This is a genomic window from Desulfosporosinus paludis (genome assembly GCF_045689965.1).
GTDB lineage: Bacteria > Bacillota > Desulfitobacteriia > Desulfitobacteriales > Desulfitobacteriaceae > Desulfosporosinus > Desulfosporosinus paludis.
The window spans coordinates 3437529-3454403 of record NZ_CP144211.1 but is presented as its reverse complement, the minus strand read 5'-3'; the positions used below and the strand labels follow the sequence as shown (position 1 = coordinate 3454403).

At 46.9% G+C, this 16875-nt stretch carries 12 protein-coding genes, 2 pseudogenes and 1 other annotated feature; of the genes and pseudogenes, 2 read left to right on the top strand and 12 right to left on the bottom strand.

Features of this window, described 5'->3' with window-relative positions; translation table 11 throughout:
- Positions 1-93 precede the first annotated feature (93 nt).
- The 7 genes and pseudogenes from VZF35_RS17195 to VZF35_RS17165 form a co-directional block, all read right to left on the bottom strand.
- Positions 94-1101, bottom strand: coding sequence for an inorganic phosphate transporter (locus VZF35_RS17195; protein WP_407306838.1), 1008 nt, complete (start codon positions 1099-1101; stop codon positions 94-96).
- Positions 1094-1720, bottom strand: coding sequence for a DUF47 domain-containing protein (locus VZF35_RS17190; protein ID WP_407306836.1), 627 nt, complete (start codon positions 1718-1720; stop codon positions 1094-1096). The genes VZF35_RS17195 and VZF35_RS17190 overlap by 8 nt, the downstream gene beginning before the upstream one ends.
- A gap of 178 nt (positions 1721-1898) precedes the next feature.
- Positions 1899-3221 carry a bifunctional folylpolyglutamate synthase/dihydrofolate synthase gene (locus VZF35_RS17185; protein WP_407306834.1) on the bottom strand — a complete coding sequence of 441 codons (1323 nt, stop codon included), beginning with the start codon at positions 3219-3221 and terminating at the stop codon, positions 1899-1901.
- A 19-nt stretch (positions 3222-3240) separates the two neighbouring features.
- Positions 3241-5870 (bottom strand): annotated as a pseudogene (locus VZF35_RS17180) (valine--tRNA ligase).
- 91 nt (positions 5871-5961) lie between these two features.
- Positions 5962-6194: a binding site (T-box leader), on the bottom strand.
- Positions 6195-6279: 85 nt separating this feature from the next.
- Positions 6280-7670 (bottom strand): annotated as a pseudogene (locus tag VZF35_RS17175) (FMN-binding glutamate synthase family protein).
- Positions 7671-8024: 354 nt separating this feature from the next.
- Complete coding sequence (locus VZF35_RS17170; RefSeq protein WP_407314672.1) at positions 8025-8561, bottom strand: nitroreductase family protein; 537 nt, start codon at positions 8559-8561, stop codon at positions 8025-8027.
- A 159-nt stretch (positions 8562-8720) separates the two neighbouring features.
- Positions 8721-9410 (bottom strand): hypothetical protein, encoded by a 690-nt coding sequence (locus tag VZF35_RS17165; protein ID WP_407306832.1) that lies wholly within the window; start codon positions 9408-9410, stop codon positions 8721-8723.
- A gap of 283 nt (positions 9411-9693) precedes the next feature.
- Between VZF35_RS17165 and VZF35_RS17160 the strand changes: the two genes are divergently transcribed.
- Together VZF35_RS17160 and VZF35_RS17155 are read left to right on the top strand one after the other, a co-directional pair.
- Positions 9694-10440, top strand: a complete 747-nt coding sequence (locus VZF35_RS17160) for a LysM peptidoglycan-binding domain-containing protein (protein ID WP_407306830.1) — start codon at positions 9694-9696, stop codon at positions 10438-10440.
- A 143-nt stretch (positions 10441-10583) separates the two neighbouring features.
- Positions 10584-11462, top strand: coding sequence for a DMT family transporter (locus tag VZF35_RS17155; protein WP_407306828.1), 879 nt, complete (start codon positions 10584-10586; stop codon positions 11460-11462).
- On the opposite strand, the gene VZF35_RS17150 is transcribed toward VZF35_RS17155, so the two are convergent.
- From VZF35_RS17150 to lon, 5 genes are all read right to left on the bottom strand, one after another.
- Complete coding sequence (locus tag VZF35_RS17150) at positions 11428-12426, bottom strand: sodium:calcium antiporter (RefSeq protein WP_407306826.1); 999 nt, start codon at positions 12424-12426, stop codon at positions 11428-11430. The genes VZF35_RS17155 and VZF35_RS17150 overlap by 35 nt on opposite strands.
- Positions 12427-13241: 815 nt before the next feature.
- Positions 13242-13544 carry a hypothetical protein gene (locus VZF35_RS17145; protein ID WP_407306824.1) on the bottom strand — a complete coding sequence of 101 codons (303 nt, stop codon included), beginning with the start codon at positions 13542-13544 and terminating at the stop codon, positions 13242-13244.
- Positions 13541-14131, bottom strand: coding sequence for a ribosome biogenesis GTP-binding protein YihA/YsxC (yihA, locus tag VZF35_RS17140; RefSeq protein WP_407306822.1), 591 nt, complete (start codon positions 14129-14131; stop codon positions 13541-13543). The genes VZF35_RS17145 and yihA overlap by 4 nt, the downstream gene beginning before the upstream one ends.
- Before the next feature lie 44 nt (positions 14132-14175).
- Positions 14176-14379, bottom strand: coding sequence for a hypothetical protein (locus VZF35_RS17135; protein ID WP_407306820.1), 204 nt, complete (start codon positions 14377-14379; stop codon positions 14176-14178).
- A gap of 42 nt (positions 14380-14421) precedes the next feature.
- Positions 14422-16842 (bottom strand): endopeptidase La, encoded by a 2421-nt coding sequence (lon, locus tag VZF35_RS17130; protein WP_407306818.1) that lies wholly within the window; start codon positions 16840-16842, stop codon positions 14422-14424.
- Positions 16843-16875 lie beyond the last annotated feature (33 nt).

Sequence of the window (16875 nt, the reverse complement as noted above, 5' to 3'; positions counted from 1 at the left end):
TTAGAGATCTAAAAAGTAGACTGAAAATATATGAACGGAGTTGCGACAAACTCCCAACAGTTTGTTGCAACTCCGTTGAAATCCTTAGACAATCTACATGAATTTTGAAAGCACAAAGTAATAGAGTGCTGCAACAGCGGAGGTAGCTGGGATTGTCACGACCCAAGCAATCAACATTTGTTGAGCGACGCCCCAGCGTACAGCCGAGACTCTTTTGGCACTTCCGACTCCCATAATAGAGCCCGAAACAACGTGAGTCGTCGAGACCGGAAGGTGAAGGCTTGGGAATACCGTTGCCGTCCAAATGACAATGGACGAGCTTAAGTCCGCAGCAAATCCGTTGATGGGTTCAAGTTTAAAAATTTTCCCACCCATCGTGTGAATGATTTTCCACCCTCCTGCCGCAGTACCCAGGGACATGGCCAGAGCGCAGGCCAGTTTAACCCAAAGCGGAGGGGCTAAGACTGTTTGAGCCTGTATCCCAGTTGCAATGAGGGTCATGGTGATAATCCCCATTGATTTCTGGGCATCGTTCGAGCCGTGATTAAACGCCAGCAGTCCTGCCGAGAGGATTTGCATTTTCTTAAACCCATGATTAACACGGGAGGGAGAAAACCGGCCAAAAATACAATTTAAAGATTTCATAATGATAAAGCCTAAAATCATACCAACAATTGGCGAAAAAATCAAGGCTAAGAGGATCTTGCCCAAACCCTGCCATTGTAAGACTGCAAATCCTGCTTTCGCAGCAGCAGCACCTGCAATCCCACCGACAATGGCATGGGAAGAACTGCTCGGAATCCCTAAATACCATGTTAGAAGGTTCCAGGTAATCGCACTGAGCAAAGCAGCGATAACTACCTCTTGGGTCGTTAATTTAGGTGATACAATATCTTTGGCTATCGTTTGGGCCACCCCGGTACTATAGAGTGCACCGATCAAGTTAAAGCAGGCAGCCAAGACTACTGCTCGTTTGGGGGAGAGAGCCCGAGTTGATACGCTCGTGGCAATGGCGTTGGCTGTATCATGAAAACCGTTAATATAGTCAAACGCTAACGCTAAAAACACTACTAAAACTAACAGCACGCCGATATCAGTCATATTTTAAGACCACGCTTTTTAGAAGATCGGCGATCGATTCACAATGATCGAGGGTTGTTTCAATATGCTCTAAAATTTCTTTCCACTTAATGATTTCAATCGGGTCTTTCTCGAATTCAAAAAGGCGGGCCACTTCTTGGCGATAGAGTTTGTCTCCAGCACTTTCTAAGTTATAAATTTCTTCTGCTGCAGCCAAAATCGTAGATTTCTTAAAATGAATGTTGCCAAGACAAGCAAAGGCCGCTTGAATCTGCTCTGTTGCCAGTTCGACTAAATGGACAAGTTCTTGAGCTCCAAGCGAAGGTTTTCCCGTACGATATAGAAGCATACGTTCTACGGTACCTTCGGCAAAATCTACGATATCATCTAATACTTGTGCAAGTTTATAGATATCTTCACGATCTAAAGGGGTAATAAAGGTGGAATTGAGGCGTTCAAGAATTTGCGTGGTCACCTTATCTGCTTCATGTTCGAACCGATGCATTTGAGCGGCATCTTCTGCTGATACAGAGTCTTGCTGCATGATACCCTGAAGTCTCTTCAGCGTTTTTGCAATGATTTCGGTACTTTGGGCGAAGAGTAAATAAAATTTATCTTCTTTAGGCGATAAACCGAACATAAAAAATAACCCCCAACCTAAAATTTTCAGTCTCCACACAGAATCTATCTGTTCCACGGAGTATTGTATCAAATCTTTGTTGGTTTGTGTAAAAAATATATTAAGTTTTTCGACACTGTTTGCCAAAAGAGGGGATTTAATAATACTTCCAGCCGTTATATTTGTTAACGTTCTGTTATTATTTCTTTAACTCAGCGATTAAAGCTTGTCGAGCATCCGCTAACATATAAATAGAGCCTGTCACACAAAGCATGTCCTTTTCACCGACACGGTTCAGGGCATAAATCGCTGCTTCTTTAGGATCTTCAATACATTGGACAGGCTTGCCGTGTTGTTCGGCTAAACTCCCCAGAGCTCTCCAATCCCCGGCTCGCGGAGAATTAGGGCGGGTAATGATGATTTCATCCGCCAAGGGAACGAGCATATCCACAACCTTTTCCCGTTCCTTATCCGCCAGCATTCCTAAACAGAGAATAAGACGGTCGCGTGTATAGAGCGGGATTGCCGCCGCTAACGCTTGAGCACCATCAACATTATGTGCTCCATCCAAAAGAATTTTAGGCTTCAAGGAAAGTAATTCTAACCGCCCCGGCCATTCCACGTTACGCAGACCCGCATAAACAGCCTCTCTCGGAATTGTTACTCCGTACTTGCTTTGCAGAAGTTCACAGACAGTTACAGCCGTAGCGGCGTTGCGCAGTTGGTGAAACCCTATCAGGTGAAGACGCAGTTTATAATACGTTGAGTGTAACCCGACAAGGTCAAATTCCTGTTCGAGCTCACCGCTCCACTTGCTCTCCCAACTAACATCCTCTCCGACGAGCCAAAGAGGGACGTCTGCAGCCTTCGCTGCATCACGCAGAACTTGAATCACTTCGGGGTCTTGAGCCGCTGTAACCACTAGGGACTGGGGCTTAATAATTCCTGCTTTAACCTTGGCAATGGATACCACATCCGGTCCCAAATAATCCATATGATCCATCGCAACATTGGTTATCACTGAAATTAAGGGAGTGACAACATTGGTCGAATCAATAGCTCCACCTAATCCTACTTCAATTAATGCATAATCAACATCTTCTTTCGCAAAATAGAGCAGCGCCAGGGCAGTGCTTACCTCAAATTCCGTGGGATGCTCAAAGCCCTGTGCAACCATATCTTCCAAGTGGGGCCGAACGTATGCAATCATCTGAACAACCTTTTCTTTGGGAATCATCTGTCCATTGATGGTCATACGTTCACGATAATCATGCAGATGAGGCGACGTAAAAACTCCGACTTTATATCCTGCTTCCCGTAAAATCCGGGCGATCATCACAGTCGTCGAGCCCTTACCATTTGTGCCCCCCACGTGAACAACGCGCAAGTTCTTTTCCGGGTTTCCTAACCGCTTAAGAAGTTCCTGGATTCTCCCCAACCCAAAGTTCATTCCAAAGGTCGTCAGGCTGACAAGGTAGTCGAGACTCGCTTGATAATTTTGCTCAAGTTCCATTGCCTTCATATCGCTTCCCCCTATTATACTATTGATTCGTCTGCAATTCCCTTAGGCGCTCTTCTAAGGCTGCTTTTCTGGCTGACAGGCCTTCCGCCCTTTCTCGCTCTTTTGCCACAACGGCCGCCGGTGCTTTGTTTGTAAAGCCCGGATTATTAAGTTTAAGCTCCAGAGCCTGTTGTTCAGCAAGCACGAGGGCTATCTCCTTTTCCAAACGAGCTACTTCTTTATCTAGATCCATTAACCCTTTCAAAGGAAGATAAATTTCCACACCCCCTAAAACAGCGCTGGCTGCTTGAGAGGGTTTCTCAGGCATGGATTCAAACAGCTCTACACTTGCCCCTCCGGCAAGTTTGAGGATATCCGCTTTTCCGTTTTCTAAGACAAATCGTTGGTTAGGATCGGCGGCTAGCATTAAAATTTCTACTTTTTGACCGGGAGAAACTTTCATTTCTGCCCGAATGTTACGAATCGCTTTGATGGCTTCCATCAGAAGAGTCATATCCTTCACTGCCTCTTCCTCATGATATGCCGATACAGCAGGCCACGGCTGCATCATAATGCTTACCCCTTGAACAGGGAGGTTCTGCCAGATTTCTTCTGTCAAGAAAGGCATAAACGGATGCAATAAGCGCAGCGTACCTTCAAGCACTTCAAGCAGAATGGATTGTGCCGTGTGGCGAGCAAGATTATCTTCTTTGTTATAAAGGCGTGGCTTGGTTAGTTCGATATACCAATCACAAAATTCATTCCAGATGAATTCGTAGAGGAGTCTCCCGGCTTCACCAAGGTCGAAAGCTTCAAGTGCTTCGGTGGTTTTTTCAATGGTCGAAGCATAGCGGCTTAAGATCCAACGATCTGCTAAGGTGAGTTCTCCGCGTGGTCCGGGCGCATAATCTTCTAAATTCATGAGCACAAAACGAGAGGCGTTCCAAATCTTATTACAGAAATTACGAGTTGCCTCCAATCGTTCCGGATGGAAGCGAAGGTCATTGCCCGGCGTATTACCTGTTATTAACATGAAGCGTAACGTATCCGCTCCATACTGTTCGATGACTTCTATTGGGTCCACTCCATTGCCCAAGGATTTGCTCATCTTCCGGCCTTTAGCGTCTAACACAAGTCCATGGATCATGACTTTAGGAAAGGGTACTTCTTTTCTAAACTCCATAGCCATAAAGATCATGCGCGCCACCCAGAAAAAGATAATGTCTCTTCCCGTCACTAACACTGTGGTCGGATAAAACTGGCTCAATTCCGGGGTTTTTCCGGCCAACCCATTGTGGAGAAAGGCCAAAGCCCTGAAGAAAACCAAGTATCCAAAACATCCGGATCTTGCTTTAGATGCGCTCCACCACAAGCAGGACAGATCGTTGGGTCTTCTTTCGCACAGATCTCCTGTCCGCAATCCTCACAATACCAAACCGGAATACGATGACCCCACCACAGCTGACGCGAGATACACCAATCCCGAATATTTTCCATCCATCCCAGATAGATCTTATCAAAACGTTCCGGCACAAATTGCAGTCGACCATCTTTAACGACTTCAAGCGCTGGTTTAGCCAAAGGCTCCATTTTTACGAACCATTGTTTGCTGACCATGGGTTCAATAACCGTAGCGCAGCGATAACATTCTCCTACTGCATGGGCATGGGCATCTATTTTGACCAATACCCCAGCTGCTTTCAGATCCTCCACAATCGCCTTGCGCGCCTCAAATCGGTCCATGCCCTGATACTTTCCGGCATGTTCATTCATCTTCGCTTCTTTGTCCAAGACGACAATCTGAGGCAGTTGATGCCGAAGTCCGATCTCAAAGTCGTTGGGATCGTGAGCAGGGGTGATTTTCACGGCACCGGTGCCAAACTCCCGATCTACATACTCATCGGCAATAATGGGAATTTCTCGTTCCATCAAGGGTAAGATCAGAGTTTTGCCAATTAAATGTTGATAGCGTTCGTCTTCCGGATGCACAGCAACCGCCGTATCTCCCAACATGGTCTCCGGCCTTGTCGTCGCCACGACCAACGTCTCATCACTATCTTTTACAGGATAACTTAAATGATACAAATGTCCCTCACTATCCACATGCTCAACTTCGATATCCGAAATCGTGGTGTGGCACTTTGGGCACCAATTGACAATATAATTTCCCCGATAAATTAACCCTTGCTGATACAAGTCCACAAAGGCTTCCCGAACCGCCTTCGAGCAGCCTTCATCCATCGTGAACCGTTCCCGTTCCCAGTCGCAAGAAGCCCCTAAGCGGCGCAGCTGCTGGGTTATCCGCCCGCCGTACTGCTTTTTCCACTCCCACACCCGGTCTAAAAACTTCTCGCGTCCGAGTTCTTGGCGGCTCGTACCTTCTTTCACCAACTGCGCTTCCACTTTTGCTTGAGTAGCGATCCCGGCATGGTCCGTCCCAGGCAGCCAGAGAGTATTATATCCCTGCATCCGCTTATATCTGGTCAAAATGTCCTGGATTGCGCCATCCATGGCATGGCCCAGGTGAAGGGCTCCTGTCACATTAGGCGGCGGCATCACAATGCTAAAGGGCTTTTTTTCTGCATCCACTTCCGAATGAAAGAACTTGTTTTCCTCCCAAAACTGATACCATTTTCCCTCCACTTGGCTCGATTCATAGGCTTTAGCCATCTCTATCTTTTCTGGTTTTTTCAAAATTTCATCCACAAGATTTAACTCCTTTCTTATAAACCATGTAAATATACAAAAAGCCTCTCATCCGACAAAGGACGAAAAGCTATCGTGGTACCACCTTAATTCAGTGAAACAGCCTTACAACACTTAAGACGTTTCACACTCATTGATTCGACTAACGGGTTTTTCCGTCAGAAAGTACTCTATTCCTCTCTGCCTCTCCTGTGCGACCCAAGTGTTCCTCCCGAAAAGACCTCTCAGCTTATGGCCTTTATCTCTGAACGGCAGCTTTGCACTATTCCTCACATTCATCGAGTTTCCTAATATTATATTTGGATACATTATACTCGGATAGATGGTGATTGTCAAAATTTGCGGCCTTTAACCCGTGCCTTAATCCGTCATTTTAATTCTCCCAAGGATAAGCGCGCTTGACCCCGGTTACCTTAGCTGTCCAATCGTCCAGGGCCACAAGATCGTTGGGACCGAGTTCGGACAAGGCCGTTTTTCCTAGTGCCCGCACCCCTTCTTCCATTTCCATGGTCATGGATTTTAAAACATTTGCCACACTCTGACTTGCCAGATTAATGTCCAATCGGTCTTTATAGGGCGAATTGTACCATACTAATTGGGTCAATGGTTCCCAAGGGAGCACTTTGTGAATTTGGCGATGTATTAAAGCAAACAAGGGGACTGTTCCCAGATAGACTGCATCAGCCCCTAAGGTTATGGCCTTTAAGCATTCACCAGGTGTCGCATAACCGCCGGCGACCACCAAGCTTACATCCTGGCGCGCGCCCTGTTCACACAAAAACCGTTCCGCTCGGACCAGACCTAACAAGCTTGGAATTCCTAGATCATCACAAATCATAGGTGAAGCTCCAGAGGCACCACCTTGCGCCCCATCAACCACTATCACATCAAAGCCCGCCTCTAAGGCCACTGCCAGGTCCCTTTCAATTGCGCCTGTCGCCATAATCTTTAAGGCAATCGGCTTGCCTCCAGCCTCTGCACGCAAATCCCGGACATACTTGATCCAATCCCAGGGACTTTGAACTCCCGGGATAACTGCGAGGGTAACGACCGTTTCAACAGGAGAGATGCCCATTAGTTTTTGGGCTCTGCCTTTAACGGCCTTCGGTTCAACAGTAAAGGGACCCATTCTCGCTCCCTGACCCATCTGCACTTCAATCATATCTGCCGCAGCGATGGCCTCGGGCGAATGTCCCCAGGAGCTCCGGCTAATTTGCCAAATAAACTTTCCTGCTTCCTGTCGCTCTTCAGGCAGATAAGGGCCTTCTCCGGAATTGGTAGCAGTTTTAAGCTGATTAGCCGCCTTGGCTAAGGCGATTTTTGCTTGCTCACTAAGCCCTATACCGTACCCCATGCCTGAGATCATGAGAGGAGTTTCTATGACCAGGGGTTTTTCGGCCTTAGGGCCAAGAGTTACTTTCATATCAATAGCAACACTTGCCTCTTTAGGCAGACGTGCCATCTGAGCGGGAACAAACATCAAGGTGTCATAATGAGGCAGCCGTCTTGGAGAACCTAAAGGCCGTTCAATGAGTTTTCCTTGCTCAGCCCGTAAGCTGATTTCCAAGATATTCTGTATTGACGTTCGCCGCACAGCACCCCAGAGTTCCATAAGATTTTCGTGGTACTTGTCTTCAAGCAGCCTTTCAATAACCAAACCAAACAAGCGCTGAACAAGCGTACGAAAAAACGTTTCCCCAGGAAATAGAACAAACCTATAAGTATTATTCCTGCGATGATTGCCCCAATTGCTGAAAGAGCAATAACGAGCAGAGCAGTCTGTAACAACAACGTCAATCCCCCATCGTTTCATAAAAGAGTACAGATATCTTCAGTAGTCTATACCACTTGTTGAAGAATATTCACAAGTATATACAATAGCTAGTTTGCTCTGCGTCTAAGCACTAAGTGTTGTGAATTCTATACTTTATTATTAAAAAAGCATTACAACCTTAAAAAGTTGCAATGCTCAAGGCCCATACCAAGACGGTGCACATAAAATGTGCCATCCCCCAAATCTCCTAAATACACTAACCTACTTGTTCCCTATCCCAAGCCTGGGGACGCAGTGTGCCACGAGGGCGACGTCTTTAGGTAAGCAGAATAGCTAACTCCGTGTCACACAAGTCCCTGATCCCATTTTCCCTGGAAAACAATCTCAGCCATTGTTTTGCGGGGACGTGGGCGCCGTTCTTCGGCGGCATATCCCAGAGGGGTCATCGCCAAGACCCGTACGTCATCTGGGACATTCAAAGCTTCTCTGACTTTTTGCTCAGTAAACAGGCCCTGCCAGCACGTCCCTAGACCTTGTTCCGTCGCCGCTAACAAGAGGTGTTCCATCGCGAGTCCGGCATCGAGCATCATAAAGTCCTTACCTTCCCATACCTCTGATTCCTTAGGCACCGCACAGAGCACGATGATAACTGGGGCACTGGTCAAAGCTTTCCGGCCAGGATTCGTCTCTCCCATACTGTCAGCTAAGGCTGCTTTTTCTGCCGCATCCTCAACGACAACAAAACGCCAGCACTGCATGTTCTTCCAGGAAGGCGCCAAGCGAGCGGCCTCCAGAACATACTCCAGCTTTTCCCTCTCAACGGACTTATCTAAATAGGTTCGCAAACTCCTGCGTGTCTGGGCTAATTCAAGAAAATTCATCATCAAATGCCTCCTATGCCTATTATGTCTATAATGTTTCCATTCAAAGAAATAGAATTCTTGTCTCCAAGTTTCTTTTTCTACAGAATTCTCTCTAAGATAGATGATTCCTTCCTAGATCCCCAATTTTCAGAAGTTTATTTTTATTTAGTCCATAACCTATTCCCACCACGGCCTGCTCTCACTTATTTTAGTCGGCTCATCCGGCTTAACCGGTTCATCCTGGATTTTCATGTTATCTATTTTTTCGTAACGTTCATTCCAAGGCCATTCAACTTCTGGATTTGGATCAAAATCTCTCTGTTCTGAACCTAACTCGAAACGTTCAACTTCAAAGTCGACGTTAGTTTCTGAGTCTTCCTTAGGTTCATTTATGTCGTTTTGCAGGCCGCTATCTGCATCCCAAGCAAAATCATCGGTCTGGTCCTCGCTGCCATACCCTGCAAAGTAAGGCCTGTAGCTAGGTTGTGTAGCCCTTCTGCCAATCCCTGGGTTTAAGACTTTTCCCTTTTTACCTCCAGCTCCGACTGCGCCTGCTACTAAACCTATGAGGATGCCCTCTCCTAAGACTTGAATGAAACCCCAGACACGAATCGGCAGAAATAAGGCGAGCAGCAGAGTTCCCACAGTAACATACCCCGCTCCCGTAATCCCGCCTGTCAGCCATTCTCCACTTTCTTTCGCGGTACGATATCCACCAATTAAACAGCTTGCCAGCAGACCAATATCTAATAACCCAGATACGTTCAATCCTCCAAAACCCATTGCCCCCCATATTACTCCGCCAAAAAGGGTTAAGACCGTCACCAGCATGGCCGTAGTAATTCCTCTTAAGACGTATGAAAGCATCGTTACTCTACTCCTCCCTATTTTAATTAGTTGGAACATTGTTGAACCACAGATTCATCTCTATCGTCTATAAATACGTCGAACCTGTCCAATACATTCCACAAATGCCCATAATTATCCATTACCATGCTTCATGATCGGAGAATATAGTGTACCATGACATAAAGAAAACTTGGCTTGTGCCGAGCTTGCGAAGGCAGAAGCCGTTAGTTGCTCTTATGCTGCAGAAAGTATTAACGAAGTTATACTTTCTGACAGTGCAAAGTAAAGGAGGAATACGAAAATGGATTATGCACGCTATGTTGTGCAAGCAGGGGATACCATTTATAAGATCGCCAAAGCATACTCCGTCGAAATGGCCGAAATTATCCTACTTAATCATTTAAAACATCCTGATCGCATTTATGCCGGTCAAGTACTTTTATTACCCGTTCTGGGTACTCATGAACCAAAGCCGGAAGAAATACCCGAACCAAACTTTACATACGCCATTTGGCTCTACGAGGCTTATGCAGGTACGGATTCGGAACTAACAGCCATCACCACATACCTTTATCAAGCTGTACTGCTGGATCGTCCAGAATTTGATGCCTTATTCAGACCAATTGCCTACGATGAAATCCGACATCTCGAAAAGCTGGCCTTAGCCCTGCGCCATCTGGGCGTTGATCCCAGATATGGCTCTTTAAGCAGCGGGCACTGGGTTGACTGGCGTTCTCGTTTTATCAACTATACCAGCGAACTTTGCGCTCTCATTGACACGAATATTGAAGACGAAGCCAAAGCTCATCGCCTCTATCTCGATCTTGCGCATAAGATCCCCATTCCGGAAATACAGGCGATCTTGACTGAAATGGCTGCAGATGAGGAACAGCACTACTACCTGTTCTGCCAAGCTAAGCAGCAATATTGCAGTGAATGTGCCCCCTGCCCGCCTCCGCCTCCTTGTTCTCCCCAACCAATCTATACCCCAACGGATGAGCCAGGTCAGCCTGATTTACCAGAACCCCATGAAGGGGGAAAGGGTTAACGGAACTTTTTTCTTTTCAGTTAGCTCGAGTTCCGTTATACTAGAACTGCGTGAACTTAGTGCCAAAAAGGCCGTTGCGTATTTTACGGGACGGCTTTTGTTATATCTTGTACCGTGAACAAATCGAGGGGGCCTGTATCAATTTGAAAATAACTCGCACTCAATGGGCTGATTTTTCGCTGCTCTTAGTGACTCTCGTCTGGGGTTCGACATTTGTGATCGTTAAATGGGCTATTGCAGATCTTCCCCCATTCCCTTTCCTGGCGATTCGCTTTTTTCTAGCGTTCCTAAGTTTGTTGCCCTTTCTATGGTTTCAGAGGGCCCATATTTCTAAAAAGACTGTTCTCAAAGGAATGGCCGTTGGTGTCTTTCTTTTTTCCGGATACATATGGCAAACGCTAGGGCTGCAATATACAACGGCCTCTAACGCTGGTTTTATTACAGGACTTTCAGTGGTTATTGTCCCTACCTTAGTTGCTATGACAACAAAGAAACTCCCCCGGCCGAGCCTTCTCCTTGGCATTATAAGTGCTTTAGTAGGTTTGGCGTTACTCTCCTTGGGAGATCATTTTCAATTTAACAAAGGGGATCTCATGGTTCTGATTTGCGCTTTCAGTTTCGCCTTACATATTTTCTTAGTTGGGCGCTATGCTCCTCAAACGAACGCCACAGTATTGGCCAGCGCTCAAATTCTTACAGTAAGTATCTTGAGCGGAATTTTCTCAGTGATTTTACCTCAACCGCCACTGCATTTTAGTTCGACAGCTTGGCTGGGCCTGCTCATAACTGCGGTCCCCGCCACTTCTATAGCATTTTTTGTGCAAACAAAAATGCAGCAATTTACCACGTCAACTCATACAGCCCTGATATTCTCCATGGAACCAGTCTTTGCGGCCATTTCAGGTTTCTTCCTCGCAGGCGAAGTTTTATCGATCAAAGGTTTATTGGGAGCCGGATTAGTCCTTGGAGGCATGCTGATTGCCGAACTCACTGGATCTGATAACGAACGATCGTCAGAATAAATATGACATAAAAGATTCCCCCCATGAGGAGACCAGAGGGATGGATTACTTCTTTACGACGCAGAGAATAAAACGGAATCATCGCCGAACCTAACGCTAAAAACGCACTCCAAAGTGCCAAGATGTCTAATTTCCAAGGCGTAAGAGCGATCCCGATTGCAGGAATCACAGAGCTTTGAAAGACCATCGCTCCCGTTAAATTCCCTAAGGCTAATGTATCTTTGCCACGAAGAATCCAAATTACACTGTTGAACTTCTCCGGAAGCTCTGTGGCCACGGGAGTAATAATTAAAGAAAGTACAAAAACAGGGATTCCCAGAGATACTGCGATTGGTTGAACTGCATTGACAAAACGATGAGCTCCAAACAGAATGGCAATTAAGGCCAAGACGATCTGCAAAATAACTGAACTCATTTTTGGATTATTAACTCCACGAGCTACGTAAAGCGAGGCTAATTTTTCCTCTTTATGACCGCCTTTACTTGAACTCAAGGTCAAGAAAACGTAGATTAAGTAAAATAAAATCAAAGACCAAGCGGCCAAAGTCTTATAAAATTGATTTCCCAAAAACGATGCTAATATGGCGATAGTGTATACGACAAGAAAGAACTTCAAGTCTCGTTGCAGGACTTTGGCATCCAGCTTTAAAGGACGATTCGTCCGTCGGCTCAAGAGCGCCGCCAACCCCGTTATAAAAAAAGCCAACGTTGCTAACATAAAAGGGGCCCCAAGAATAGCTCCGATGCCAATATCAGCCCCCTCTGTTCCCTCCTTAAAACCTAGAAACGCAATAATTGGAACAATTGTCTCCGGTAAAGCTGTCCCCACAGCCGCGAGAATACTTCCGACAGCCCCGACCCCAAGCTTTAGCTTTAGCCCTAACCACTCTATACTGTTTGTAAACGCCTCCGCTCCAATCAGAATTATCCCTAAGCTTACAATGAGCATAATGACATCTCTCAAGCTTTTCTCTCCCTTCTTTAGCTCCTTTAGACTGTCAAATCATTCCTCACTGTAACTATACGAGAGAGGTAATCCATTTATACTGGGAACTTTGCCTTACTTCGCACACTCAGATAAACTATCTTAGCTAAACTTGCCTAGAGGAGGCAGTCAGACATTTCGTAAATGCCCAGGCCATCAAAAAATATGAACTATGAGAGCTGCCACAAGTGAATGGCAGCTCTCATAGTTCACATTTGAGTTATTAACGTTAAACTGTTATTCTTCGGTTGAGGAATCCGTGTCCGAATCTTACTCCCTAACCCACAACAGACGGGGCACATGAAATGTGCCGTCTCCCCCAACACTCCTCGTCGTCCTCCCGTTCTCCGACCCCTAAGCCCGGGACGCAGTGTGACACAAGCGTGTTGTCTTTACGTAAGCAGAAACAGCAAACTCCGTAAAAGCCAATGACCCCATCTACAGCTTACTCTCCAGCCCACAACAGACGGCGCACATGAAATGTGCCGTCTCCCCCAACACTCCTCGTCGTCCTCCCGTTCTCCGACCCCTAAGCCCGGGACGCAGTGTGACACAAGCGCGTCGTCTTTACGTAAGCAGAAACAGCAAACTCCGTAAAAGCCAATGACCCCATCTACAGCTTACTCTCCAGCCCACAACAGACGGCGCACATGAAATGTGCCGTCTCCCCAACACTCCTCGTCGTCCTCCCGTTCCCCGACCCCTAAGCCCGGGACGCAGTGTGACACAAGCGCGTCGTCTTTACGTAAGCAGAAACAGCAAACTCCGTAAAAGCCAATGACCCCATCTACAGCTTACTCTCCAGCCCACAACAGACGGCGCACATGAAATGTGCCGTCTCCCCAACACTCCTCGTCGTCCTCCCGTTCCCCGACCCCTAAGCCCGGTACGCAGTGTGACACAAGCGCGTCGTCTTTACGTAAGCAGAAACAGCAAACTCCGCGAAAGCGAATGACCCCAGATGCGGGGCAGTGAACAAGGATGTTCACTGCCGCCATAGCGCCAAGGACGGCGCTTATGGCGGGAACCCCGCTCCCCAAAGCATGAGCTTGAACGGCTAGTTTGCTCTGCGAACGTATGACTGAGCGCTGTGTCACACAAGTCCCATCTCTTCAAGCGCCTCATTCAATTCTTCCACACCGGCCCCAGTCTGTGCCGAAAAAGGCAGAATTACAGAAACATCCTCGATCTCCAAAGCTTTGGCTATAATCGTCAAATGTTTAAGCCATTGCCCACGCGAGATTTTATCTGCCTTGGTGGCCACAACCATAGTTGGAATCTGTCTCATCCGAAGCCACTGCTGCATTTCAATATCCTCACGACTTGGCGCATGACGGATATCAACAATTTGAATTACCGCTTTAAGAAACTCTCGCTTTTTAAAATACGTTTCCATCATGGAACCCCATTGAGCATTGACTGACTTGGCTACTTTGGCATACCCATAACCGGGCAGATCCACCAGAAACCAAGCGTCATTGACCCGATAAAAATTAAGAGTCTGAGTTTTCCCAGGTGTATTTCCGGTCCGTGCCAGATTCTTTCTGCCTAAAAAACGATTGATCAGCGAGGACTTACCCACATTAGACCGCCCTGCCATCGCAATTTCCGGCAAACCGCCGATAGGATACTGTTCATATTTAACCGCGGAGGCCACATATTCGGCTTTCCGAATTACAATCAAGACTTCATCTTCCTTTTTAAGTATTTAGCGTTAAATTGCACATTCTATTCTCCAATCCAGAGGGTCGCGCTCACACGTGCGAAGCCTCTGCGTGAGTCGTAGCCAAACTCGGCTTTAAACCCACTTTCGTGAAGCAGGGCGGGAAACAGAACGTTTCCCGCCGGCCTTGCGACAGGGATGTTGCATTGGCCGGCACCCTGCCCGCTTGCATCAGGGTTTAAAGCCCTAGTTTGGCACGACGAACGCATGGCCGAGCGCGCGAGTGTGACGCGACTCTCTCTCGCGACTCCCTATGACACGACAGGCCGTTCCTCAGGCCTCGTATTATCAACAGGCATTCCCTTGGCTCCGTAGACGGAATGCCTTGCAGCTTCTCCGGGAACTTTATCCGAGTGAGCCAAAGGCAAAAGGGCTAGTTTCAGGACTTCTTCAATTCGGCTGACAAAGTGGAATTCCAGGATTTTGCGGACCTTCTCCGGGACTTCTTCAAGATCCTTACGATTTTCCTCCGGAAGCAAGACAACCTTGATGCCGGCTCGATGGGCGGCCAAGACTTTTTCTTTAACGCCACCGATAGGCAAGACATTTCCCCTCAAAGTTACTTCACCGGTCATAGCCAGATCTGCTCGCACAGCGCGTTTCGACAACGCAGAGGCCATTGCAGTTGCCATAGTGATTCCAGCGGAAGGACCATCTTTCGGGATTGCACCTTCTGGAACGTGGATATGGAGATCTGTGCGCTCATAGAAATCCTCTTCTATTCCCAGTTCCAGAGCATAGGCGCGTATAAAAGTCCAGGCCGCTTGGGCAGATTCCTTCATGACATCTCCTAATTTCCCTGTCAGAGTTAAATGTCCTTTGCCGGGCAAGGGGGTCACTTCGATCGTTAGAACCACTCCTCCCACTTCCGTAAAGGCCAGTCCAGTCACTGCTCCGATCTCCGGAGCCTTTGCGGCTACTTGGAAATGATAGCGTGGGGCACCTAAGGCCGCTTCAATGTCGTCAAGATTTAAGGGATGTGGTTCCCATTCTTCCTTTACCCAACGAACGGCAATCTTCCGGCAAACATTCGCCACTTGCCTCTCTAAATTTCGCACCCCAGATTCCCGCGTATAATTCTGAATGAGTTTAAGCAGCATCTCATCATCTAAAGAGAAGACCTCTTCCTTAAGCCCATGGGTTTTCATTTGTTTGGGTACAAGGTAACGCTTGGCGATATTCACTTTCTCATCCTCGGTATACCCGCTTAATGTAATAACTTCCATCCGGTCTAAGAGCGGGCGCGGGATAGTCTCTAAAGTATTCGCCGTCAGCACAAAGAACGTTTGCGACAAATCAAAAGGCACTTCTAAATAATGATCTGTGAAGTTGGCATTTTGCTCAGGATCTAGTACTTCGAGAAGAGCAGACGCCGGATCACCACGAAAGTCTGAGGACATCTTATCAATTTCATCTAAGAGAAATACCGAATTGCGTGTTCCGGCTGTTCGAATGCCCTGAATAATTCGCCCTGGCAAAGCCCCAATATATGTGCGGCGGTGTCCTCTAATTTCGGCTTCATCACGCAGTCCGCCTAAAGACATGCGTACAAACTTTCGATCTAAAGATCTCGCGATAGATTTTGCTAAGGACGTCTTACCAACCCCCGGAGGCCCCACTAAGCAAAGGATTGGACTCTTCATTTTAGGCGTCAGTTTGCGAATAGCCAGAAACTCCAAGATCCGCTCCTTGACCTTCTCCAAGCCGTAGTGATCTTCATTAAGAATATTTTCGGCCTTTTCCAGGTCAATTTTATCCTTCGAGGCCTTGGTCCAGGGCAGTACTAAGAGCCAGTCTAAGTATGTGCGGACAACCGTACCTTCTGCCGAAGAGGGAGGCATTTTCTCCAGGCGTTCAATTTCTTTCAAAGCCTTTTGTTCAACCTCTTTAGGACACTTGGCTTTCGCTACTTTTTCCCGATATTCGTCGGCTTCAACTTGGCGCTCGTCCTTGTCGCCTAGTTCTTTCTGAATCGCTTTGATCTGCTCGCGTAAGTAATATTCTTTCTGTGCTTTATCCATCTGCTTACGGACTCTCAAACCAATACGACGTTCCAATTCCATAATTTCGATCTCACGCATGATAAGTTCGGTTAAGCGTTCCAGACGTTCATCGATCATTAAGGCCTCTAAAATCGTTTGCTTGTCAGGGACTTTGAGATTGAGATGGGAAGCCACAATATCTGCAAGTTGACCCGGTTCCTCCACAGACAGAACCGTTCCCAGCGTTTCAACGGGTACACGCTTGCTAAGTTTGGCGTATTCCTCAAACTGATGAGTCATTCCCCGTACTAACGTTTCAGTTTCCGTCGTTATAGGTCCCTTTTCTTGGGCTAATTCCTCAACTCGAACCTTAAAAAACGGCTCCTCTTGGAGAAATTCCAGCACGTGTCCCCGGGAAATCCCCTCTACCAAGACACGCATGGTGCCTCCCGGAAGCTTTAGTAGTTGTTTAATCTCCGCAACCGTACCCATCGTATACAAGTCTGCAGTCGTTGGAGAATCAATCTCTGTTTCTTTTTGCGAGGTCAATAAAATGATTCGTTCTCCGAGCATTGCTTCCTCAATCGCTGCCATGGAACGTTCTCTGCCTACATCAAGGTGAATAACCATATACGGAAAAACTAGAATTCCACGCAATGGAAGTAATGGCAATTCACGTTCTTTACTCACTAAAAATCCCCCCTTTAGATCTATAGAAAAAGA

Excerpts from the sequence above, each read along its gene's own strand:
- VZF35_RS17195 (WP_407306838.1), bottom strand. The coding sequence starts at position 1,101 with ATGACTGATATCGGCGTGCTGTTAGTTTTAGTAGTGTTTTTAGCGTTA.
- VZF35_RS17190 (WP_407306836.1), bottom strand. The coding sequence starts at position 1,720 with ATGTTCGGTTTATCGCCTAAAGAAGATAAATTTTATTTACTCTTCGCC.
- VZF35_RS17185 (WP_407306834.1), bottom strand. The coding sequence starts at position 3,221 with ATGAAGGCAATGGAACTTGAGCAAAATTATCAAGCGAGTCTCGACTAC.
- VZF35_RS17170 (WP_407314672.1), bottom strand. The coding sequence starts at position 8,561 with ATGAATTTTCTTGAATTAGCCCAGACACGCAGGAGTTTGCGAACCTAT.
- VZF35_RS17165 (WP_407306832.1), bottom strand. The coding sequence starts at position 9,410 with ATGCTTTCATACGTCTTAAGAGGAATTACTACGGCCATGCTGGTGACG.
- VZF35_RS17160 (WP_407306830.1), top strand. The coding sequence starts at position 9,694 with ATGGATTATGCACGCTATGTTGTGCAAGCAGGGGATACCATTTATAAG.
- VZF35_RS17135 (WP_407306820.1), bottom strand. The coding sequence starts at position 14,379 with ATGCGTTCGTCGTGCCAAACTAGGGCTTTAAACCCTGATGCAAGCGGG.